18 protein-coding genes are annotated in these 21,064 nt (G+C 41.6%); 11 read left to right on the top strand and 7 right to left on the bottom strand.

The features are described 5' to 3' along the window. The first annotated feature begins 10 nt into the window (after positions 1-10). Positions 11-934: a restriction endonuclease gene (locus tag LZF95_RS13795; RefSeq protein WP_233755669.1), complete on the top strand. Its 924-nt coding sequence runs from the start codon at positions 11-13 to the stop codon at positions 932-934. Positions 935-1,007: 73 nt separating this feature from the next. On the opposite strand, the gene LZF95_RS13790 is transcribed toward LZF95_RS13795, so the two are convergent. The 6 genes from LZF95_RS13790 to LZF95_RS13765 all read right to left on the bottom strand — a co-directional run bounded on the left by LZF95_RS13790 (position 1,008) and on the right by LZF95_RS13765 (position 10,680). After that, a complete protein-coding gene (locus LZF95_RS13790; protein WP_233755668.1) occupies positions 1,008-2,150 on the bottom strand; it encodes an ATP-binding protein in 1,143 nt (380 codons plus the stop codon). Between the two features lie 548 nt (positions 2,151-2,698). After that, positions 2,699-3,103: a carboxypeptidase-like regulatory domain-containing protein gene (locus LZF95_RS13785; RefSeq protein ID WP_233755667.1), complete on the bottom strand. Its 405-nt coding sequence runs from the start codon at positions 3,101-3,103 to the stop codon at positions 2,699-2,701. Positions 3,104-3,166: 63 nt separating this feature from the next. Further along, positions 3,167-5,401: a DPP IV N-terminal domain-containing protein gene (locus tag LZF95_RS13780; RefSeq protein WP_233755666.1), complete on the bottom strand. Its 2,235-nt coding sequence runs from the start codon at positions 5,399-5,401 to the stop codon at positions 3,167-3,169. Between the two features lie 121 nt (positions 5,402-5,522). After that, complete coding sequence (locus LZF95_RS13775) at positions 5,523-7,922, bottom strand: outer membrane beta-barrel family protein (RefSeq protein ID WP_233755665.1); 2,400 nt, start codon at positions 7,920-7,922, stop codon at positions 5,523-5,525. Positions 7,923-8,171: 249 nt separating this feature from the next. Further along, complete coding sequence (locus LZF95_RS13770) at positions 8,172-9,128, bottom strand: calcium/sodium antiporter (protein ID WP_233755664.1); 957 nt, start codon at positions 9,126-9,128, stop codon at positions 8,172-8,174. 268 nt (positions 9,129-9,396) lie between these two features. Continuing rightward, positions 9,397-10,680: an OmpA family protein gene (locus tag LZF95_RS13765; protein ID WP_233755663.1), complete on the bottom strand. Its 1,284-nt coding sequence runs from the start codon at positions 10,678-10,680 to the stop codon at positions 9,397-9,399. Between the two features lie 171 nt (positions 10,681-10,851). On the opposite strand from LZF95_RS13765, the gene LZF95_RS13760 reads away from it, so the two are divergent. From LZF95_RS13760 to LZF95_RS13720, 9 genes are all read left to right on the top strand, one after another. Then, positions 10,852-11,760, top strand: a complete 909-nt coding sequence (locus LZF95_RS13760) for an aminopeptidase (protein ID WP_233755661.1) — start codon at positions 10,852-10,854, stop codon at positions 11,758-11,760. 17 nt (positions 11,761-11,777) lie between these two features. Then, a complete protein-coding gene (gene hpt / locus LZF95_RS13755; protein ID WP_233755659.1) occupies positions 11,778-12,308 on the top strand; it encodes a hypoxanthine phosphoribosyltransferase in 531 nt (176 codons plus the stop codon). A gap of 16 nt (positions 12,309-12,324) precedes the next feature. Continuing rightward, positions 12,325-12,897 (top strand): adenylate kinase, encoded by a 573-nt coding sequence (locus LZF95_RS13750; RefSeq protein WP_233755658.1) that lies wholly within the window; start codon positions 12,325-12,327, stop codon positions 12,895-12,897. A 74-nt stretch (positions 12,898-12,971) separates the two neighbouring features. Then, positions 12,972-13,967, top strand: a complete 996-nt coding sequence (gene obgE / locus LZF95_RS13745) for a GTPase ObgE (protein ID WP_233755657.1) — start codon at positions 12,972-12,974, stop codon at positions 13,965-13,967. Between the two features lie 77 nt (positions 13,968-14,044). Next, positions 14,045-14,617, top strand: a complete 573-nt coding sequence (locus LZF95_RS13740; RefSeq protein WP_233755656.1) for a nucleotide exchange factor GrpE — start codon at positions 14,045-14,047, stop codon at positions 14,615-14,617. 6 nt (positions 14,618-14,623) lie between these two features. Further along, positions 14,624-15,733, top strand: a complete 1,110-nt coding sequence (gene dnaJ, locus LZF95_RS13735) for a molecular chaperone DnaJ (protein ID WP_233755655.1) — start codon at positions 14,624-14,626, stop codon at positions 15,731-15,733. Between the two features lie 82 nt (positions 15,734-15,815). Further along, a complete protein-coding gene (locus tag LZF95_RS13730) occupies positions 15,816-16,703 on the top strand; it encodes a hypothetical protein (protein WP_233755653.1) in 888 nt (295 codons plus the stop codon). Positions 16,704-16,720: 17 nt separating this feature from the next. Next, the gene (locus LZF95_RS13725; RefSeq protein ID WP_233755652.1) at positions 16,721-17,614 is read left to right on the top strand and encodes an ABC transporter ATP-binding protein; all 894 of its coding nucleotides are present in this window, start codon (positions 16,721-16,723) and stop codon (positions 17,612-17,614) included. Beyond that, positions 17,607-18,917, top strand: a complete 1,311-nt coding sequence (locus LZF95_RS13720) for an ABC transporter permease (protein WP_233755651.1) — start codon at positions 17,607-17,609, stop codon at positions 18,915-18,917. Before LZF95_RS13725 ends, LZF95_RS13720 begins: the two co-directional genes overlap by 8 nt. A gap of 231 nt (positions 18,918-19,148) precedes the next feature. On the opposite strand, the gene LZF95_RS13715 is transcribed toward LZF95_RS13720, so the two are convergent. Then, positions 19,149-19,619, bottom strand: coding sequence for a Dps family protein (locus LZF95_RS13715; RefSeq protein WP_233755650.1), 471 nt, complete (start codon positions 19,617-19,619; stop codon positions 19,149-19,151). A gap of 144 nt (positions 19,620-19,763) precedes the next feature. Here LZF95_RS13715 and LZF95_RS13710 point away from each other — a divergent pair, with 144 nt between their 5' ends. Next, on the top strand, positions 19,764-20,999 hold the full coding sequence (locus tag LZF95_RS13710) for a HAMP domain-containing sensor histidine kinase (protein WP_233755649.1): 1,236 nt from the start codon (positions 19,764-19,766) through the stop codon (positions 20,997-20,999). The last annotated feature ends 65 nt before the right edge of the window (positions 21,000-21,064 follow it).

The following is a 21,064-nucleotide window of genomic DNA, read 5'->3' as shown; positions in this document are numbered from 1 at the left end:
CATAAAAAGAATGAGAGAAAAAATCAAGCCGTCTAAGGCACTGTTCATAAAGCTGGGAGAAAAGGGCAGTTGGGCAAAGGAATGTTTTAAAAATAACGTTCTAAAATTAAGCTACAAAGAAGCCAGACATGAAGATATATTAGCGGATTTGACGGGGGCTGTTTCGAAAGTGTATAGTGATAAAGTACCTAAAACTATAACTTCTTACACAAATCAGATCAGACATTTTTATGATTCTGACGAGAGTGTGCTTTGGATTACTTTTCATGCACAGCATTTATATTGGTGTTTCGCTGAGAAGGATGTCTATGGAATTGATAATGGTGAGAAAGAGAAAAGAGTTATTGGTCAATGGTCAAATGAATCGATTGATAGAAAGACATTGTTGGTTGATAATCTGAGCGGTAACTTGCTCAAAACTCAGGGGTTTCAAGGGACAATATGTAATGTAGACGACTTTGATTATCTCGTAAAGAAAATTAATGGAGAGGAATTGCCTGAAGTGATTTCTGTAAAGAAGGATCTAGAAGCTCTGGAAAATAGCCTTGCTTTGTGTATTCAGAAATTGATGCCGAAGGACTTCGAGGTCTTTATTGATTTGATATTTAGACAGGCCGGGTATTTGAGAACAAATAGTATTGGCGGAGTGCAGAAAGAGAAAGATATTGAATTAAAAGCTCCGGTAACTGGTGAAAGAATTTTAGTTCAAGTTAAAAGTTCAACGACCTTAAGGCAATTTCAAGAATATGAGTCTCATTTTGCAAACATCAAAGGATCAGAATCATATAATAGATTTTATTATGTCTATCACTCTCCAAATGAATTAAAGCTTAATTCTGATATGGAAGGACTTGAAGTTTGGGATTTGGAAAAAATTGCTAAACTGGCTGTCAGCTCAGGGCTTGTTCCATGGATCTTAAATAAGATCAACTAATTGAAATTAACTCTTAGAATTTCAAAACCCTTGAAGTCAAACGACCTCAAGGGTTTTCTTTTTTTTCAGATGCCTAGGCTCCAATCCAGTCCAGATAATTCCCGGAATGAATAACCTCATAGCTCGCTTCCGGATAGGCCTTTGCCCAAGCGGCCGGGACTTTGGGAGGTTTATTGGGTTGGTATTTGAATTCAAAAGCCCGAAGCAAATCTCCCTCTTCTTCCACCCAGTCGATTTCTTGCTGATCGTATGTCCTCCAGAAATAGTTAGTGCAGTGCATGTGACTATAATTCTGAAATTTCCTGCGTTCTACTGCCAAGTAATTTTCCCATAAATCACCTACATCAGCCCGAAGGTCAAGTCGGTTGAAATTCCGGATTATGGCATTTCGCACTCCATTGTCAAAGAAGTACCATCGATTGCTTTTTACGATTTCTTTGCGGAGATTTCGGCTGTATCCGCCGATCTTGAACACTACGAATACTTTGGACAGCAGATCCAAATAGCGCTCTACCGTATTTTTTGACATTCCCAGTTGCTTGCCCAGTTCTTCCAGAGAGACCTCTTTTCCCACTTGAAAAGCTATCAGCCGAAGCAATGAGTAGAGTTTATCGGAATTCTTTACCCCATCGACCATCAGAATATCTTTCAAAAGATAGTCGTTCATGATCTGGTAGAGGTATTCTTCCTTGTCCTTCCAATCGGGATAATGCGTGAGTTCCGGATAGCCTCCGAAAATCAAGCGTTCTTCACGTTTTTCAAGTGTAGTTTTGAAATCTTCTATTTTCGCAAATTCCATCTGTGCCAGTGGATAAAGAAATAGGGTGTTCTTTCTGCCTACCAAAGGCTCCCCCACCTGCTGGTGCATATCAAATGAAGAGGAACCGGTAGCGATCACTTGTATCCCATCGATACTATCCACTATTAGTTTGAGAATGAGTCCGATGTCCGGAATATGCTGCGCCTCGTCGATGACCAGCAAGTTTTTGCCGGCCAGCAATCTGCTATAATTTGCCACTGACCTCTCCTGCAAAAGTGCTGCATCCAACACATCTTCTCCATTGAGGATCAGGCTTTTTTGCGGATCGACATCCTTGGTAAATTGCCGTACAAGCGCAGTTTTCCCAGACCTTCTCGGGCCAAGGATCATCAATACCTTGTTTGGCTTGAGTTTACGATGGAAATTGGCTTGTAAAGCTCTCGGGATATTTTGCACTTTCTATCGAGTTGAAATACAGTGCAATGTATGATTTTCTACTTGATTCTAATGTACAACTGACTCAATTAATACAAATTCAGTCATCTTACTGACGTAATTAATGTAAATACCGTCAGTTTATTGACTCAATTAATGTAAATATCGTCAGTTTTTGTTTTTATTAAATCTGATCCGTCCAAGATCTTTCATGAGTCTTGGCTGTTTTGACATCAACCTCAATACTTGTAGAATCATATTATGTGATCACTAGAATGATGGTTTTTGGTAAACATAGAGAGATTCAATTCAAAGAAACCATTCATATCAGCGGCAATTCCAGTGCCCGTTCTCTTAACTAAAATCACAGCTCTCAGAATTGGTTTTTTGATTTGCTAACTGCTCGCCCTCTTCCTATTGGTTCGTTAGATAAAGAGTTGCAGAATGGAATAAAAGTTTTGGGGTAAACTGGAGATCGAAATGGCCAAAGAAAAAGCAGTCAGAGCGATCACTCCAACTGCTTTTGTAATATAGGAGCCAGTTAACTGGGGTGGTTGTAAATGCAATCTTTAGTCAGTTTCTTTTTGAAGTGTGATTTTACCCAGATCTTTTGGCAATTTGCTTGTCCTTACTACCACTTCAGTGGATTCGTAGTCAACCATAGAGATTTTTAGGGTTACATTTTCTTCTTTGAAGTATTGCAAGTCCATGGAAAAAACTCCATTTATATCTGCTACGGTTCCAGTAGTTGTATCCTTGACAGTAATTACCGCACCTGGAATTGGTTTCTTTTCTGGGCTAAGGATAAGTCCTTTTGCGGTTTTTTCAGCTATAAGGTGTTCTGCGTCAGGAGCAGCGGCGAGCTTTGAAATGGAAAATGCTATTCCTCCAATAAACAAGCAAATGGCTGTAAGAAAACCAACTCTTAGCTTTCTTTGGTAGCGTTTGTGGGAATTATTAAATGTATTTTTCATAGATCTACTAATTTTTAATAGTAAGAAAAATAAAATAGTTTACTATTCCTAATCTATTGATAATTAATTCACTGGGGTGTGCTTCATCAGATAATTTGTCAACAAAGTATACAAATGCAAGCTCGTTCCAGTCCCTTCATAAATCCCATGGGAGCGGTTGGGATAAGGCATCATCTGGAATTGCTTATTGTGTTTGATCAGCTCATTCATCAGCATTTCCGCACCTTGGTAGTGGACATTGTCATCTCCGGTGCCATGGACGATCAATAGATTGCCTTCTAGGTTTTTAGCATAGGTAATGGGCGATCCTTTGACAAAATCCTCCATGTTTTCCTGTGGCAGTCCCATGTATCGCTCTTGATAAATGTTATCGTAAATCAGCTGATTGGAAACGGCAGCTACGGACATTCCTGTGTGATATACTTCCGGGAATTTAAACATCAGGTTCAGCGTCATGGATCCGCCACCGCTCCATCCCCATACTGCGACACGGCTTTCATCCAAATAGGGAAGTTTTAACAATTCTTTGGCAGCGAGACCTTGATCTTGGGCATTGATCACTCCGATTTTTCTATAGATGCTTTTCCTCCAATCGCTCCCTTTCAGAGTAGGTGTGCCCCGATTGTCCATGTCGATGATGAAGTAGCCTTTTTGTGCCAGCATAATATTGTAGAGTCCAACTTGAGTATCCGTGGCAACAGTGCTCCAAGGCTCACCATACACATGGAATAGGACAGGATATTTTTTTGATTCATCGAAATCAACCGGGTAAATTATCCGTGCATCCATAGTAACTCCCTCGGAAGTGGTCACTGTCGTGAATTTGATGTCAGGAGTTTTGAGGGAAGCTAATTGGGCTTTGTAGACCTCGTTTTCTACCAGCGTTTTTACTGTTTCGTGTTTCGGCAGGGAAACCAGTCTTGTGGTCAATGGCTCTGTTGTGCTTTGATTATTATGTACAGCAAATTGCCCGTTTGGAGCAATGTCATAGGTGTTTACTCCTTCGAAAGCCTCCGGTGTTACTCGTCTCATCTTTCCCTTTCCAGCCAAATCAGTCGCATATAGATAGCGTTGGGTAGCATTGTCAGGAGAAGCAATAAAAAATACTTCTTTGGCAGAAAGCCCTCCAAAAGAGGCCACATCAAATTCTCCGGGCGTGATCAAGGTTTTCTTTCCTGTAGCTATCTCAATTTTGTAAATATGCCTCCAACCGTCATTTTCGGTCATTCGTAGAAAAGATTTTCCATTATCGACCAGCGGCAAGCTATTATCACTCCATCCATATCTGGACAAATCAGGATAGGCCAGATCCACCCAGGTTTCTTCCGTCTCCACGTAAATCTTTTTCAATTCCTCATTCGAAGGCTTGTAAGTCCAGATACTCAGTTGGTTTTGTTTGCGGTTCATCTGCTGGATTAAAAGCATATCTTCATTGATCCACTGCATGCCAGGCAGATAATTTTCTTTTTCACCACCTGGAACCGGTATCCACTTGGTCTTTTGGGAAGCCAAATCGATCAGTCCGATTTTGGCTCCTGCCGGCTCCTGTCCGACTTTGGGGTATTGCAATGGAATAGGTTTGGAATAGACCGAATCCGTATTGTTGATCATGTAAAATGTGCCAATCTCCGCAGCATCGATCTGCCAAAAAGCAATGTACGCGGCATCGGGACTCCAATCAAACCCATCTCTTTTCCCAAACTCTTCTTCATAAGCCCAGTCAAAGGTTCCATTTATGATTTTGTCTGTGCCATCGCTGGTCAATTGAGTGACCTTGCCTGTATTGAAGTCCTCTACATACAGATTGAACTTCTGTACATAAGCGACTTTGGAATTGTCTGCCGAAAACTTGGCGAACATAAGAGAAGAGGGTTCAAACTCTTTACCCAATTGCTTCAATGCTTTACTATTCAAATCATAGACATAATAATCACCCTTGGTATTGGATCTCCAGACCCGGCTTGAGTTGGTGAAAATCAATACTTTGGTGCCGTCATCAGAAAGGCTGAAGGATTCGATCTGAAGTGGTTTTCCATTGCTTTGCAAAGCAATGCCGGGGACAAAAGAGCTTTTCTCCAAATTTTTACTGTCCCATCTCACCAGCTCATTTTCATTTTCTACGGTGACATAAGCCGCTCCATTCTCTATCCATTGGATGGGTTGTAGTCTTTCCTGTCGGAATTCATTGGAAGCATAGATCCGTTCTAAGGTTAAAAGATCATTTTGCTGGGCAAGAACAGAGCTTCCGACTATCGAGAAAAGAAAAATTATAGAAAGAATTCGGATAGGATAACGCATGAACTATTAGGTTTAAACTGAAGTCTTCAAAAATAAGGGAATATCCCAAGACTTTTTGTTAGAGGTCAATACAAAAGAAAAACAGGTCAATTTGACCTGTTTCGGAAGCTGGCTTAAAACATTATTGTTTTAGCCTATAGCTCAAAGTGAGGATAAGCTGACGTCGCTGATATTGGGAGTCTCCCACAGTATAGAAATTCTCTCCTTCGCTTATAAATCTGTTCCTTCTTGTGTTAAAGATATCCGTAGCATTGAACACTAAAGTGCCTCTATCCTGGAACACACTTTTGCTGGCTGAAAGATCCATAAAGAAAATGCCTTTTCTTACTCCCTGCACGGTTTTCTGCCTAGCATCATAATTTGCACGAACCTGAATATCCAATCCGCTTGCGACAGTGAATCTCGAAGTCTGCCGGAAAAGCCAGGAGTATGTCTTGGTCTCGTAACCATTTTGGATATTAGTTCCATCTATGTTCGCATGAAAGAAGTTGGCGTTAAAATCCAATTTCCACCAATCATACAGCTGGTAGTCACTGCTAAGCTCCACTCCAAAAGAGTTCTCACCATTCAGATTATAAGGTAATGTAGTGGAATTGCCATCTGAATCGACTGAACGAAGCCTCTCGATTTTATCATCAGTGCTTCTATAATAAACCGTGGTGAATAATGTGCCCCGGTCAAAATACTTAATATGTCCCAGTTCAAATGCATTGGTATATTCCGGGTTCAAATCGGGGTTACCGCTGAAAAAATTTCTTGAGTCTGATAGTGTGACATAGGGACTGAGGTCATTGTAAACAGGACGTCTTATACGACGGCTGTACGAAAGCTGAAATGCGTTCTCTTGCGTAAGATTATAGGTCAGATGGGCACTTGGGAAGAAATTGGTATATTTTCTTGGATTCACTTCGTTAGTTTCTTCCAATGTGGTTTTGACATCGGTATATTCTACCCTAAGACCTCCTTGGTAGCTCCATTTATTTGTGGTGTTTCCCAAAATACTGTAAGCCGCAAGAATGTTTTCATCATACAGGAAAATATTGTCCAAGCCAGGAATAGGCTCAAAATCACCGTTTTCACCTTCCTGCTCTACCAGGTAATCATTCTTCATTTCCCGGAAACTCGTTCTGAAGCCAGTTTCAAATTTCCCCTCTTTTGCAAAGGGCTGTACGTAGTCCAACATGGCCAAATATTGGTTCTCATATTCGTCGTTTAAAGACGTTTGTAGCACTGAAGAACCTGCTATGGGTTTCCCCTCAGGAGTAAAAGAATTCTGCGTGAAAACCTGATCCGAATTTTCCCAATAGTTCAAATAAGTCAAGGTTCCCGTCAGTTCATGTCCTTTACGTTCGAAACTCTTCTTGTAATTCATGGAAATTTCAGAATTGGGTTCTGCTTCCGTTTCGTCCTGATTTCTCAAGGTGTAGCTCTGAAGATTGTTTACTGAATTCCAAGAATCTTCATAACGGATATCGGTATTTCTATGTGCGTCAGATCTCCTCCACAAATAGGATAAAGTCAGGATGCTGTTTTCGCTGAAATAATAGTCTAATCCGCCGCGTATATTGTTATTCATACTTTTGACCACCCCTTCGCTGTTTTGATTCAGGATAAAAGTAGTGTCGGTGCCATAGGTTTCCTGATAGAGCTCTCCTACATTTGGAGAATGTCTATAAGTAAGGCCGTAATTGATAAACCAATTGATGCGCTTGTGACGATAATTCAAATTGGCTGTAAATCCAAGGTTGGTAGGAGTACCCCCCACCAGTTCAAATGAGCCGTTAAATCCCTGGTTATTGTCTTTTTTCAATATGATGTTGATTACACCCGCCATTCCTTCAGCCTCATAGCGTGCAGAAGGGTTGGTGATGACTTCCACCCGCTCGATCATATTTGCTGGTAGCTGCCGGAGGCCAGCACTGCCCTTAAAACTTACTAAGCCTGAAGGTTTTCCGTCAATCAAAATCCGGACATTGGCAGATCCTCTTAGCCGTACGTTTCCTTCAGTATCTACTGCTATTGAAGGAAGGTTCATCAGTATATCACTGGCATTTCCTCCAGCATTCGCCAGATCTTTACCTACATTGAATATCCGTTTGTCAAGAGATAATTCCATAATTGTTTTTTCGCCCTGAACCACGACTTCATCAAGATTCTCAGCAGAGATTTTCATAAATACTGATCCTAAATCCCGAGAAGGAGAGTCTTTGGAAATTGTAATCAGGCTAGATTTAAAAGGCTCATAGCCCATGAATTCAATCAAAGCATAGAATTTACCATTTGGCACTATTATCTGAAAGGCACCGTCTTCGTCGCTTAACCCACCTGATATAAGACTGTCAGTTTCAGTATAGATACCAATAGAAGCAAAGGGAAGAGGTGTATTTGACCCCTCTTCGAGGATAGTGCCATAGACATTTCTTTTCTGGTTTTGCTGCGATAGTAAAGGGAGGCTTATATTCAGACTCAGAAAAATGGATAGGAAAATCTTAATGTAAAGATCTGGGAATGCAAGAGACATCAGAGTCTGGTTAGGTTTGGGATTTATATGATTTTGCCTATAGCATAAGAGGCCTAGGTTAAAGATCCCGGAAATATATTTTGATTTTTCTGAAAATTCTGTCAAAAAATGATCAAAGGTGGATTTGTGAGGATAAGTTGGAGCGAAACGATAAGGAAAAAGAAATGCTTGCCTCTTTTCTTGAGAAAACCAGATGTATTCGGTGTACTAAGCTTATAATCAATCAAATATGCGGGTATCTACTGAATTTTAAATCTCTCCATTTATCAAATAAACTGTGTACCCAACATAAGCCACCAGTAAAATAGCTGCTTCCCAGCGATCAAGTCTTTTTGATTTTCCGATAAACATAGCCAAAAACAAGAAAAGTGTCCCTGCGCCAAGCATATGAAGGTCAGTGTTAAATGCCACTGTATAATCTAATGGTCTAATCAGTGAACTAATGCCTAGGATCAGGAAGATATTGAATATGTTGGATCCTATTATATTCCCGATAGCAATGTCATTGTTCTTTTTTATTGAAGCTACTACTGAAGTTGCAAGTTCTGGGAGTGAAGTCCCTGCGGCTATGATGGTGAGTCCGATGATTTTTTCACTGACCCCTAGGGATTGTGCCATCTCTACGGCATTGTCCACGACTAGTTTTCCCCCGATAATCAATCCTGCCAAACCAGCGAGAATCAACCCCCATATCTTCAGGTTGGAATAGTTCTTCTGTGTCACCGGTTCAATGGACGGGTCAGATTTCAATTGGGTGAAGACATAATATAGAAAAGCGGCAAAAAGTGTCAAAAGTATAATCCCATCTATAGATGATAGTCTAGGGATGTCGGAGCTGAAAAAACTGTTTGCCAGGAAAAACAGCACAATTACCGCCACCAGTGAAAATGGGATTTCTTTCCATACTGAACTGGACTGCACTGTCAGCGGTGTGATCAGAGCAGCGATGCCGAGGATGATAAACAGGTTGAAATTATTGGAACCTATAACATTGCCCAAAACTATATCGGGGTAATTTCCGAAAGAGGCGACAGCGTTTACGACCAGTTCTGGAGCCGAAGTGCCAAAAGCGACTATGGTCAAGCCGATGGCGAGATCGGAAACCTGATGTTTTTTAGCCAACACTGAAGCACCATCGACCAGCCAATCGGCTCCTTTCACAAGGAGTAACAAACCTGCAATCAAAAGGGAAATCGCCAAGATCATAAGTAGAGAAGCATTAGTGATTGAGCCTGATTTAAAATAGACTATTTGAAAAACCCCTAAAGGTAAATGGAATTAGGATCAGTGATTTAGGTACTTGTAAATAAATTTTTCAAAGCAATTTTGGAGGGATAAATGATGGGAGTAATCGTTGCTTCAGTGAAAAATGCATGGAAAATCCAATACTAAAAATGAATTTTATGTCTAATGGGGCACAAATGAAAAGAGCCCGACAAACTATCGGGCTCTGTTCTTTATGATTGAGTGCTAATTACTTCACTTCGAAGCTGGCTCTTCTAGCCATTTGTCTAGCATCTGCAGAAGATTTGTCCACGCTAGTATCTTCACCATAACCTTTGTAAGAAAGTCTAGAAGCGTCAACGCCTGAAGCTACTAAGATGTCATAAACAGCTTTTGCTCTTCTTTCAGACAATTTCATGTTATAATCTTCTGGACCTATTTCGTCAGCATATCCTTTAATTTCAACGCTTACGCCTGGGTTCTTCTTAAGGAAGTTAGAAACGTAGCTAGCTGCGCTAGTGGAATATCCAAGTGGCTTGGAGCTGTCAAATGCATAGTAAACATTTACATAACCATCGTTGATTGCTTTCTTGAAGTAGTCAACTTCTTCTCTCACTTCTTCTACAGGACAACCGTTGGTAGAAGCTGGGCCAGGAAGGAATGGGCACTTATCCATGTGATCAGGAGTACCATCACCATCTGAATCCATTGTGTTACCATGTGAATCAACTCTTGCACCAGCTGGAGTATTAGGCTCTTTGTCCAAGTAATCAGGAACGCCGTCACCATCTGAATCTTTCAACATATCTTTGATACCGTTGATCTGAGTAGCAAGTTCCTCTTTAGTGGCATATTTGTCGGCAGCAATGTACCAGTCAGCATGCTCTTCATTTTTACCAAGGTAAAACTGAAGCCCAAGTGAACCAGTCCACCAAGTACTGTTGGCACCAAAGAAACCTGGGTCATTTGGTCCGATCGCAGAAGCACCATCCCATGCCACAGTTTGACGGCCATTAATAATAGTACTGATATCACCTACCAACGCTACGCTTTTACCAAGTTTTAACTGTGGGGAAAGGCCTACAATGAAATTGTAAACATCATCAGTGAAATCACTGTGGATGTTTTCTTGTGGTCTTACGTTGCCGATACCTGCACCGAAATGACCCAATAGACCTATAGATCTAGAGAATGATTCGAAATTCATGATTCTACCGAGGTTCGAAACCATTTGAAGGTTCAATCTATAGTATCTTGTGTCAAAAGATCCAGTGATCGCGTCTTCACTTCCAGATTCTTGCATTGAACCAAAGCCATAATCCAGTTTTAACCCGAATTTTTCGTTGAACATGTATCTTGCGCCAAATTCTACATGGCCAAGATTTAACGTAGGAGACAGATACCCTGGAGTTATCGGAGCCATTGGTTTGTTAAAGCCACCGCCCACTTCTAAGGAGAACTTGTCGTAGTCCTGTGCATTTGCTCCTATTGCAAGAGCGCCTGCCATAATTGTTGATAGTATTAGTTTTTTCATAACAAAAAATTTTTGTTCAAATTTTAAGTGTTGATTGATGTGAATACAAATTTATAAACTTTTAATTTACTACAAATCTAGCTGAAATATTTAAAACCCAATTCTGAGTAAAAAATAATTCTTGACTTTTTTCAAATTTGATAATGAAATATTAACATAATTTATGCCAAAATGAAATTTTTGTTCGAAATCCTTAATGAATTCAGTGTTTCAGGTGACGAGTCTAGAACGTCAGAATTCCTTTTGCAATATATACACCAACGAAAGAATTTTTGGAATGTTTTACCGGAAGTCTATTCTGGGGAAGATTTTCATGATTGTATTTTGTTGAAGTTTGGTAGTCCGAGGACCGCAGTGTTTGCCCATATAGATACTGTTGGTTTTATGTCAAGGTATAATAACCAGCTGGTTAGCGTAGGTGGCCCTGAGATAGTTGAAGGTACCAAATTAGTCGGTAGAGATTCCTTAGGTGAGATAAATTGTAAATTAAATGGTGATGAAAATGAAATTTCCCATGATTTTCCCAGGGGAATAGACCCCGGAACCCGCTTGTCTTTTGCTCAGAACATCAGAGTGGATGATGAATTTATCCAAGCGGCCTATTTAGATAATCGTTTAGGGGTCTATACCGCACTGAAACTCTGTGAGAAGATTACCGATGGTTGGGTTGTTTTTTCCACATATGAGGAACATGGGGGCGGAAGTATGCCGTTTTTACTCAGATTTATTCAGGAGACTTCGCCTGTCAAGCATGCCTTGATAGCAGATATCACTTGGATTACAGAGGGAGTACAGTTTCACAACGGTGTCGTGATCTCCATCCGGGATAAATTTATTCCGAGAAAAAAATTCGTGGATAGGATCATTGAGCTTGCAAGCGAAAGCGGGATCCCGTATCAGTTAGAAGTGGAGGAGTACGGCGGGAGTGATGGCAGAGAAGTTCAGTTTTCACCTTATGCCATCGATTGGTGTTTTATTGGGGCGGCAGAAGAAAACGTGCATACTCCGGATGAAAAAGTCTCCTTGGCAGATTTCAACGCCATGTTGAGTCTGTACCCATATTTGGTGGAAAGGCTTTAAATTGAAAACTTGCGAACATGCGTATTAAGGAAAAGGAATTTCAAGTGTATCTCTCTGCGGGTGAAATCACCCAAAGGCTGAAAGAACTTGGGCTGGAAATCACCCGGGATTTTAAGGGCAAAGACTTAATAGTTGTGGGGGTGCTGAATGGCTCCTTTATAGTTTTGGCGGATCTTTGTCGGCAAATTAATCTTCCGATGACGACCTCCTTTATTAAGATAAGTAGCTATTCCGGTACAGAATCAACCGGAAAGGTACGGGCTGTTTTAGGCTTGGAAGAAAATATTGAAGGCAAAAATATCCTTATTGTCGAGGATATAATCGATACCGGAATCAGCATGGATTATTTAATAAAGGCACTTTCCGAACACAAACCGGCCAAAATTTCCATAGCGACCCTTCTTCATAAACCTGATGCGTTTCAGTTTAATTACGCGATAGATTATGTGGGTTTTGAAATTCCCAATAAATTTGTGGTCGGTTACGGCCTTGATTACGATGGTTTAGGCAGGAACTTGCCTGATATTTATCAACTCAGTACTCCTTAAAAAATTAGACTTCCGAATGTATAACATTGTATTATTTGGCCCTCCGGGTGCAGGCAAAGGCACTCAAAGTGAAAAACTCATTGAAAAGTACAGTCTGACACATCTGTCCACGGGCGATCTTTTTAGAAAACATCTAGGTGAAGGGACGGAGCTAGGAAAACTTGCCAAAAAGTATATGAACGAAGGCAGACTGGTACCGGATGAAGTGGTGATAGGGATGGTAGAGGACAAAATCAATGAAAGCACAAATACCAATGGATTTATCTTTGATGGGTTTCCACGTACTACAGCGCAGGCAGAAGCTCTGGATAAAATGCTTTCAAAGCATAATCTTCAGATCAGTGGCATGATAGCTCTAGACGTACCTGAAGAAGTCTTGAGGTTAAGGATTAAAGAAAGAGGGAAGACATCCAACAGAGCTGATGACCAGGACGATGAGAAAATCAACACACGCATAAAGGTGTATTTGGATGAAACTCTACCAGTAGCTGATTATTATGATGCCCAAGGCAAGCTTCAGAAAATCAACGGTGTAGGTGAGATTGATAAGATATTCTCGGACATCACGGCAGTGATAGATAGCTACTGATTCCCTTTATTTTCTTAATTTTGCAAATCATACTTGGCTAGGCTTTTAAGCTTAGCCTTTTTTCTTATTCAAAAATGGCGGATTCAAATTTCATAGATTATGTAAAATTCTGCTCCAGATCAGGAGCGGGTGGACCTGGATCGACACATTTTCGAAGGGAGAAGCATGTGCCCAAAGGAGGGCCGGATGGTGGTGATGGTGGACGTGGCGGACACATTATAGTCAGGGGGACTACCCAAGTGTGGACCTTGCTCCATTTAAAATATAAAAAACATGTGATCGCTGAGGCCGGCAAAAGTGGTGAAGGGGGAAGAAGGACAGGCGCAGATGGAAAAGATGTGATCTTGGAAGTTCCGCTGGGCACTATTGCCAAGGATGCCGAAACAGGGGAGAAACGTTTTGAGATCACGGAAGATGGGCAGGAAATCATCCTAACCAAAGGCGGGCGTGGTGGCTTAGGAAATGATCACTTCAAAACATCGACTAATCAGGCCCCACACTATTCACAACCTGGTGAAGAGGGAATAGAAGAGTGGATCATATTGGAGCTGAAATTACTTGCCGATGTCGGTCTTGTAGGCTTTCCAAATGCAGGTAAATCCACCTTACTTTCTTCTATTTCCGCTGCACGTCCCGAAATCGGGGATTATCCATTTACCACCCTAGTCCCAAACTTGGGCGTGGTGGCCTATAGAGGTGATCAGTCTTTTGTGATGGCGGATATCCCGGGGATAATTGAAGGGGCAGCAGAGGGAAAAGGGTTAGGGATCCGTTTTCTTCGGCACATAGAGCGTAATTCCATTTTACTGTTTATGGTGCCCGCTGATGCTTCCGATATTGAGGAGCAATATAAGATTCTTCTGGGAGAGCTGGAAAAGTACAATCCTGAGCTTCTTGACAAGCGTAGGCTTCTGGCAATCTCCAAAGCAGATATGCTGGATGAGGAACTGATGAAAGAAATGGAAAAAGAAATCCCAGAGGGAGTTCCCCATGTTTTCATCTCTTCGGTCTCCCAATATAATCTTGACAGACTCAAAGATCTAATCTGGCAGGCAATTCATAGCAGTTAAGGTGTCAGTTTGTCAGGGAAAGTGCGGTGGCAACAATATTGTTAGCCCCTTTATGCCAACTATTGTCTATTTCAAATATGAATAATAAAGAACAAGTGGATCAAGAAATGAATTTCAAAGATGACAGTTTGAACGAGGAAACGGTTCAAAACACCTCAAGTGAGGAGGAGATCGAAGGGGATGAGTCCCAGCCTACATCTGAAGAAAATAAACTGGAATATGAAGTAGCCGATCTGAAAGATAAATACCTTCGTCTTTACTCTGACTTTGAGAACTATAGAAAAAGAACAGCGAAGGAGCGTTTGGATTTAATCAGCACTGCCTCTGAGGAAGTCATTAAGGATCTGATACCTATAGTAGATGATTTTGAACGTGCTTTTAAAGCCAGCGAAAGTGAAGATGAAGGGGCAAAAGTGAGAGAAGGCAATCTTCTTGTCTTTCAAAAGATGGCGAAAATTTTAGCTTCGAAGGGATTGAAGCCAATGGACGATTTGGTGGGGAAGCCTTTTGACCCTGAGACGCAGGAAGCAATCACCCAGATACCTGCACCCAACGAAGATCTAAAAGGGAAAGTAGTGGATGTAATAGAGAAGGGGTACCTATTAGGAGATAAAGTAGTCCGCTACGCTAAAGTGGTGACTGGAGCATAAAATATTATGGCGAAGAGAGATTATTACGAAGTATTAGGAGTAACGAAGTCTGCATCGGCTGACGAGATCAAAAAGGCGTACAGGAAACTCGCAATTCAGTTTCACCCTGACAAGAATCCGGGCAACCCGGAAGCTGAAGAGAAATTCAAGGAAGCGGCCGAGGCTTATGAAGTACTGAGTAACCCGGAGAAAAAACAGCGTTATGATCAATTCGGACATCAAGGAGTAGGAGGTGCCGGAGGATTTGGCGGCGGTGGGATGAACATGGATGACATCTTTTCACAGTTCGGTGATATTTTCGGCGGCGGTGGTGGATTTAGTTCTTTTTTTGGTGGCGGTGGCGGTGGTCGGCGAACCAAAAAAGGAACGAATCTGCGCGTGAAGATGAAGTTGACGCTTGCTGAGATTGCAAACGGTGTTGAAAAGAAGATCAAAGTAAAGCGCCATTTGATTGCGGATGGTGTGACTTTTAAGACGTGTTCCGCATGTCAGGGAACAGGGCAGATGAAAAAAGTGGTCAATACCATGCTTGGCCAGATGGTTTCAGCCAGTACCTGTAATGTTTGTGGGGGTAGCGGTCAGATAGTTGACAAAAAGCCTGCGGATGCAGACTCCAGAGGCCTTATAGTAAAGGAGGAAGTCATTTCTATTAACATTCCCGGTGGAGTGGCTGAAGGAATGCAGCTGAGTATGTCGGGTAAGGGGAATGAAATTCCCGGAGGCATTGCGGGAGATTTGCTTATCGTAATTGAGGAGATAGAGGATAAAGTGCTGCAGCGTGATGGGAATAATGTTATTTACGACCTGTATGTTAGTTTTGTGGATGCTGCCCTTGGAGCATCTATCGAAGTGCCTACCATAGAAGGAAAGGTGAAAATTAAAATCGAGCAAGGCACCCAGAGCGGGAAAATGCTCCGTCTCAAAGGGAAAGGAATTAAGGATATCAATGGCTATACCAAAGGCGACCAATTGATCATGGTGAACGTGTGGACACCCACACACTTGTCCAGAGAAGAAAAAGAAGCGTTGGAAGGCCTTAGGGACTCCGATAATTTTAAGCCAGACCCCGGTAATAGTGAAAAATCATTCTTCGATAAGATGAAGGAGTTCTTTTAATACAAAAAAAAGCCAGAAGCAATTCTGGCTTTTTTATATTTTTATATAAACCTTTTTCAAAGTCACTCCGTACCCTTATCGTATGCTTAAAAAATTGTGTCTGCTTTTTCTGATGATAATGGGATTGGTGGCTGTGAGTGAGGCACAACTGGTCAAAGAGTTCAAAGTACGGGAAAAGACAGGATTTGATTTGGTGGCTTTGGAGTTCACCACCTACAAAAGTGCCACCCAGCTTCGTCGAACCACAACTTCCGAACCAGTTTATATCCATGGCCACCTTAATCAAGCCAACATCCTCCCGGTTTTTTCCAATAAAATCGAAAATAATATTCTTGAGGCCTCACTGGTCCACAAAAATGTGGAATCTGAAAATTTAGGAAAAAGTATTACCGCAAAACTTTTTTCAGGATCATCCGAGGATTTTGACCATAGTTGGGATGTAGGGCTGAGCACAAACTTTCTTTATCATCTGGATTTTAATTTAGGGATGGGGAAGGCGGATTTTGACTTGGCGAATCTCACCGTCAGCCAGCTCAAAGTGAAAAGTGCCAGTGCCGACGTGAAGATTCATTACAGTAGTGAATCTCCAAATCAGGTTCAGATGGATACCTTGCTGGTAACCTTGAATATGGGTGCTGTGGTAATTGATGATGCTAACTTCAGTAATGCCAAAAGGATGATTTTTGAGGTGAATTACGGGAAGATTGATCTGAACTTTTCCAACGGACTACATAATGCTACCCATGTGATAGCTGCTGTGGGGGCGGGAACCCTACATTTAAAGTTGCCCCCTGACTCTCATCCGATCAAATTAAAAATGAGAACTACGGCAATGTGTAAAACCTCGCTGCCCAAATATTTGAAAACCTTGGAAAAAGGGACTTACATCACCAAAGGATATAAATCCGATGACTCTAGATTAATGGAATTGATAATTGATGTTGGAGTAGGCTCTATCACCGTGGAATAATTCTTATTTTTTGCACCATGTTGAAAATTGAAAAACTTAATAAATCCTATGGAGCCAATAAGGCGCTCACAGATGTGGATTTGAATGTGAAGGAAGGGATTGTTTTTGGCCTACTTGGGCCTAATGGGGCTGGCAAAACAACATTGATACGTATTATCAACCAGATTATAGACGCTGATAGTGGCGAGGTATTTATTGGCGGGGAGCTTTTGGCCCCCAAACATATTTCACAAATAGGATATCTCCCAGAGGAACGTGGCTTATATAAGAAAATGAAGGTCTGGGATCAAATGCTGTATTTTGCCAGGCTAAAAGGTCTTAGCCCCCAAGAAGCTAAAGCTAAGATCAAATACTGGCTGGAAAAGCTTGAAATGGAGTCATGGAAGGAGAAAAAAATCGAGGATCTTTCTAAAGGAATGGCGCAGAAGGTGCAATTTATTTCCACTATAATCCATCACCCACCCTTATTGATTCTTGACGAGCCCTTTTCAGGATTTGATCCAGTAAACGCTGATATTATAAAAAATGAGATTTTGGAACTCAAATCGAAGGGTACTACCGTGATTTTAAGTACACATAGAATGGAGTCCGTAGAGCTGCTCTGTGATCAGGTGGCCATGATCAATCGTTCTAAAAAAATCCTTGACGGCACTATTAAAAAAGTGAAATCGATCTACAGGCCAGAAGTCTATTCGATTACTTTGGATCATCTCACCAGAGAATTGCCCACGGAGTGGATCGCAAAGCATGACGAAGGCAGCTATAGTTTTACGTTACCATTGAGTGGTAAGGACCCTAATGAACTTTTAAATGAACTGATGTTTTATGGCCAAGTAACCCGGTTTCAGGAGTTGGTGCCTTCCATGGAGGAAATTTTTATTCATCAAGTAAAATCAACTGAGAATGGATAAGATCTGGTTAGTGATACAGCGGGAGTATCTGTCCCGTGTCAAAAAGAAGTCTTTTTTACTCGTTACCTTATTGACTCCGCTGATTTTTCCGGCTATCATGGGCGTATTTGTATGGATAGCTTTACAGGAAGAGAGCAGCCAGTCTTTGAGAATTATCGAAGTAGTGGATGATAATAAGTTGTTTTTCCTGGAAAGTTCAGAGCAATATGCTTTTTCCTTTTCTGATGCGAGTAGCGAAGATGCCAAAAAACTAGTGCAAAATGGAGACCGATATGGTTTTTTACATATCCCTAAGTTCGACATCAAGGATCCTGTTGGAATTACCTTTTATGGAGAAGGAAATCCCAGTATGAGCCTGATAAGCTATTTGGAAAATAACCTGCGCAAGAAAATTGAAGAGCAGCGGCTGTTTGAAAGTGGAATAGACCCCAAAATAATCAATGAAGTCCGTACAAAAGTCGCCATAAAATCTATAACATTAGATGAGCAGGGCACTGAGACTGTCAGTGATGCCACAGTAAATTATGCGATAGGGTTCGTCGCGGGAATATTGATTTACATGTTCATTTTTATTTATGGAAACCAGATTATGCAGGGCGTGATAGAAGAGAAGTCAAGCCGCATTGTTGAAATACTGGTTTCCTCTCTCAAGCCTTTTCAGCTAATGCTTGGAAAAATCATAGGGATAGCCGGGGTAGGGCTCACACAGCTTTTGATCTGGATCTTGCTCATAGGTACCCTGACTTCGATTGTGACAGGACTTTTAGGGATGCAGATGCCGCAGCAGCAAGCGATGGAGTTGGCAAATAGCGGAATGTCCCAGGATTTTTCTTCAACCACTGAAGCGGGAGAGATACTCCAAGTGCTCTCTGGAATTAACTATACACAGATTGCATTGAGTTTTGTTTTTTACTTCTTGGGAGGATACCTGCTCTATGGAGCTTTGTTTGCAGGAATAGGATCAGCGGTGGACGCGCCATCAGACGCCCAGCAGTTTATGTTGCCCGTGACCATTCCGCTGATAGTAGCTTATATGGGATTGTTTGTGTTTGTTTTGAACGATCCTAATAGCACAACCTCATTTTGGTTATCGGTAATCCCGCTTACTTCTCCGATTGCGATGATGGGAAGGGTGAGTTACGGGGTGCCGGCATGGGAACTGACTTTGTCCATGGGGCTGCTCATCGCAGGGTTTTTATTTACCACATGGGTGGCTGGCAAGATCTACAGGATAGGGATATTAATGCATGGAACTAAACCGGGCTATAAGACACTTTGGAGATGGATCAAAACTAATAATTAAGAATCTAGAAACTAGCGTCTAGAACCAAGAATCAAGATTTAAGAACCGAGGGCAGAAGTAAAGAACAAGAGTTCTTTCCACTGTTCATGGATGCCATCCGTGTGATGTGAAGGGAGGCGCTGCGGATAAAACCTTAGAGGTCAGTTTAAATGGATTCGGTTCATTTACTATAAAAACTAAGAATCCCGATCCATTCCAGATGGGGATTCTTTTAATGGATGGATCGCTTTTTTACTTGAGGTAAGCGGATAGCATCCACACTACTTTTTCTTTTGCCGTGATGTAGTCACTCATGAGCGAGACAGTTCCTTCATCAGCTGAAATCCCTGCAGCTTCCAATGTTTCCCTTTCCAGCTGTAATAGCGTATTGATATTGGATTTAACCGTCTCCACCATTTTCATAGGATCTGTAATTTCTTTGGCTTCTTTGATGGAAGCAGTCTCAATATACTCTTGATACGAGGATAGAGGTCTAGCTCCCAATGTAAGTATGCGCTCGGCCGTTTCGTCCACCGCCTCATTTGCAGCATTGTAAAGTTCTTCAAATTTTGCGTGAAGCTCGAAGAAGTTCGGACCGGTAACGTTCCAATGGAAATTCCTCAAATTCTGGTAATAAATCTGATAATTCGCCAGTAGGTTATTCAGTTTTCCCACCAGTACTTTACTTTCTTTGACTTCTAGGCCTATTTCGTTCGTTTTCATATTTATTGAATTAATTTTCTGTGCTTGAATTAAAGTATAAATTTACCCAAAAGGCCATTACCTTCCCAACTGATAAAATCTATTAGCAAGTTATACTATCTATTCAATTGGGAAGTTAGTAACGGTAGAATTCAAGTCTGATTAATGAAAAAAAGATTTCAAGATCTAACATCCTTAGATTTTTACACCAATAAAAAGCAGGTCAAATGGATTGTGGTCGCTGTGTCTCTGATCATAGGAGCGGGGTCGATTTGGTACACGAATAGCCTGGTGGAGGAACTGCGTGAGCGGGAGCGAAGACAGATAGAGTTGCTTTCCAGTGCCTTGGAGTATGCTGCTACCACTGTTGAGAATATAACATTCATCAATCAGGAGATCATCCAGCAAAACTATTCCATTCCTATCATAATGGTGGATGCCTCCGCCACTCCTATAGAGTTCAGGAATATTCCCTTTAAGAAGAATTCCAGTTCGGTGGACTCTCTGGAAGCTCTTCAAAAGGAACTGATTGAGATGCGTGCTGAATATGAGCCTATCCTGCTTCCGGAGGCTGATATTCGGGTATATTACAGAAATTCCGAGCTGTTGATCAATCTGAAATATTATCCGTACGTGCAGCTGGGGGTAATCATGATTTTCGGATTCCTGGCGTATGCACTGTTTAACCAAAGCAAAATCGCTGAGCAAAACCGCGTCTGGGCAGGGCTGACAAAGGAAACCGCACATCAATTAGGTACCCCGATTGCCTCACTGATGGCTTGGATTGATTACCTGAGAAATTCTCCCGTGTGGGAAGAGAATAAAGAGATCATCACAGAAATGGACAAGGATGTGGTGAAGCTTCGAATGGTCACGGAGCGATTTAGCAGCATTGGGAGCAAGCCGGTAATCCAGGCCGAAAACCTGTATGAAGTGATAGAGGAAACGATCAATTACCTCAGACCGAGGATTTCCACCAAAGTAGAGCTAAGAATCCATTCTGACACCAGGGATCTGGATGCGATGATGAATAAGCCGCTTTTTGAATGGGTGGTGGAAAACATCTGTAAAAATGCCGTGGACGCCATGCGTGGAAAGGGCAACATCGATATCCGGATAATCCAGGAAAGTGACAAATTCGTGATTATAGATATCACCGATACAGGGAAGGGCATGGAAAAGAGAATGTACAAACGGGTTTTTAACCCGGGCTTCTCCACTCGCCAAAGAGGCTGGGGACTGGGGTTGACTTTGGCAAAAAGAATTGTGGAAGGCTATCACGGCGGGAAAATATTTGTCAAACATTCTGAACTCGGCGTGGGTACTACGTTCCGGATTTTGCTCCACGCCAACCATGAAGGAGCATCGCAGTTTATTACTGAGGGAATCCTTGAGTATTAACTTTGGGTATATGCCAATTACGATATACGAGATCCTCGATAGAGCTAAGCGACTACTACTATTCT

The organism is Algoriphagus sp. AGSA1 (assembly GCF_021390545.1).
Classification (GTDB): Bacteria; Bacteroidota; Bacteroidia; order Cytophagales; family Cyclobacteriaceae; genus Algoriphagus.
The sequence above is the reverse complement of the archived record's forward strand: the minus strand, read 5'-3'. Positions and strand labels throughout refer to the sequence as shown.

Bases quoted from the DNA above. Each gene is read 5' to 3' on its own strand.
- dnaJ (WP_233755655.1), top strand. From the start codon at position 14,624: ATGGCGAAGAGAGATTATTACGAAGTATTAGGAGTAACGAAGTCTGCA.
- LZF95_RS13730 (WP_233755653.1), top strand. From the start codon at position 15,816: ATGCTTAAAAAATTGTGTCTGCTTTTTCTGATGATAATGGGATTGGTG.
- LZF95_RS13770 (WP_233755664.1), bottom strand. From the start codon at position 9,128: ATGATCTTGGCGATTTCCCTTTTGATTGCAGGTTTGTTACTCCTTGTG.
- LZF95_RS13785 (WP_233755667.1), bottom strand. From the start codon at position 3,103: ATGAAAAATACATTTAATAATTCCCACAAACGCTACCAAAGAAAGCTA.
- LZF95_RS13740 (WP_233755656.1), top strand. From the start codon at position 14,045: ATGAATAATAAAGAACAAGTGGATCAAGAAATGAATTTCAAAGATGAC.
- LZF95_RS13715 (WP_233755650.1), bottom strand. From the start codon at position 19,619: ATGAAAACGAACGAAATAGGCCTAGAAGTCAAAGAAAGTAAAGTACTG.
- LZF95_RS13775 (WP_233755665.1), bottom strand. From the start codon at position 7,922: ATGTCTCTTGCATTCCCAGATCTTTACATTAAGATTTTCCTATCCATT.
- LZF95_RS13725 (WP_233755652.1), top strand. From the start codon at position 16,721: ATGTTGAAAATTGAAAAACTTAATAAATCCTATGGAGCCAATAAGGCG.
- hpt (WP_233755659.1), top strand. From the start codon at position 11,778: ATGCGTATTAAGGAAAAGGAATTTCAAGTGTATCTCTCTGCGGGTGAA.
- obgE (WP_233755657.1), top strand. From the start codon at position 12,972: ATGGCGGATTCAAATTTCATAGATTATGTAAAATTCTGCTCCAGATCA.
- LZF95_RS13720 (WP_233755651.1), top strand. From the start codon at position 17,607: ATGGATAAGATCTGGTTAGTGATACAGCGGGAGTATCTGTCCCGTGTC.
- LZF95_RS13795 (WP_233755669.1), top strand. From the start codon at position 11: ATGAGAGAAAAAATCAAGCCGTCTAAGGCACTGTTCATAAAGCTGGGA.
- LZF95_RS13765 (WP_233755663.1), bottom strand. From the start codon at position 10,680: ATGAAAAAACTAATACTATCAACAATTATGGCAGGCGCTCTTGCAATA.
- LZF95_RS13750 (WP_233755658.1), top strand. From the start codon at position 12,325: ATGTATAACATTGTATTATTTGGCCCTCCGGGTGCAGGCAAAGGCACT.
- LZF95_RS13780 (WP_233755666.1), bottom strand. From the start codon at position 5,401: ATGCGTTATCCTATCCGAATTCTTTCTATAATTTTTCTTTTCTCGATA.
- LZF95_RS13710 (WP_233755649.1), top strand. From the start codon at position 19,764: ATGAAAAAAAGATTTCAAGATCTAACATCCTTAGATTTTTACACCAAT.
- LZF95_RS13760 (WP_233755661.1), top strand. From the start codon at position 10,852: ATGAAATTTTTGTTCGAAATCCTTAATGAATTCAGTGTTTCAGGTGAC.